This is a genomic window from Haloferax sp. s1 (genome assembly GCF_058382125.1).
Genome location: NZ_JBZRPK010000191.1, coordinates 905 through 1,803, shown reverse-complemented (window position 1 = coordinate 1,803; position 899 = coordinate 905). Strand labels below are relative to the sequence as shown.

The 899-nt window shown below is 64.8% G+C and carries 1 protein-coding gene and 1 pseudogene; both read left to right on the top strand.

Annotated features, from left to right (window positions below):
* Positions 1-654: SCO family protein (locus QT222_RS01550; protein WP_491476082.1), on the top strand; the 654-nt coding region annotated here is incomplete at its 5' end.
* Positions 654-899 (top strand): annotated as a pseudogene (locus QT222_RS01545) (hypothetical protein); the annotation flags it as partial. The gene QT222_RS01550 and the pseudogene QT222_RS01545, both read left to right, overlap by 1 nt.

Here is an 899-nt window from a genome sequence, read left to right as displayed (position 1 = left end):
CCCCGTGCTGTCGGGACGGGCGCGGCGGTCGGCCTCGCCGGTTGTCTCGGCGGCATCGGCGGAACCTCCAACGTCTCACTTCCGAAACCCGAACGCGAGAACGACGTCACGGGCGAGGCCCTGCCGTATCCCGCGTGGGGCCAGCAGGTTCCCGACGTGACACTCACCGACCCGATTCACGAGACCGAGGTTTCGGTCCGCGACATCGACGGTCCGCACTTCCACACGTTCTTCTTTACGAACTGTATGACCGTCTGTCCGGTCCTCATCAGCGCCCTTCGAGAAGCCCAGATTCACTCCATCTCGGAAGGCTACGCCGACGACGTGTCGTTCTACCCGATTACGTTCGACCCCGCCCGCGACGACGCAGCGGCCTTCAAAAAGGAGGCCAACGATATGAACGTCGATATGGACGCAGGTAACTGGCACTTCCTTCGCACCGCCGACGAGGCCGAAGCGAAGGATGTCGTCGAAGACCAGTTCGGCGTCTTCTTCGAGAAGAACGAACCCGACGAGGACGGCAACTACATGTTCACCCACCTCGGTCTCGTAATGCTCGTCAACGGCGACGGCTACGTCGAGCGAACCTACCGCGGCAACCAACCGGACGAACAGACGTTACTCGACGACCTGACCGCACTCCGAGAGGCATAATGGACCGTCGTCGGTTCCTCGTCACGGCCGGAACCGTCGCAACGGCGGGGGTCTCCGGATGTCTCGCCAAACTCGGCCCACTCTACACCGCCACACAGCCACCCGGCCCCTCCAAACGCCCCGTCCCGGCGGACAACCCCGCCCTCACTGAACGGACGCCGAGGGCGGCAACCGCCCCCCCGGTGCCCCCCGCCGTTTGCGTTTTCCACATCTCTCCCCCCCCACCCGGGGCCACCCCTGCCTGG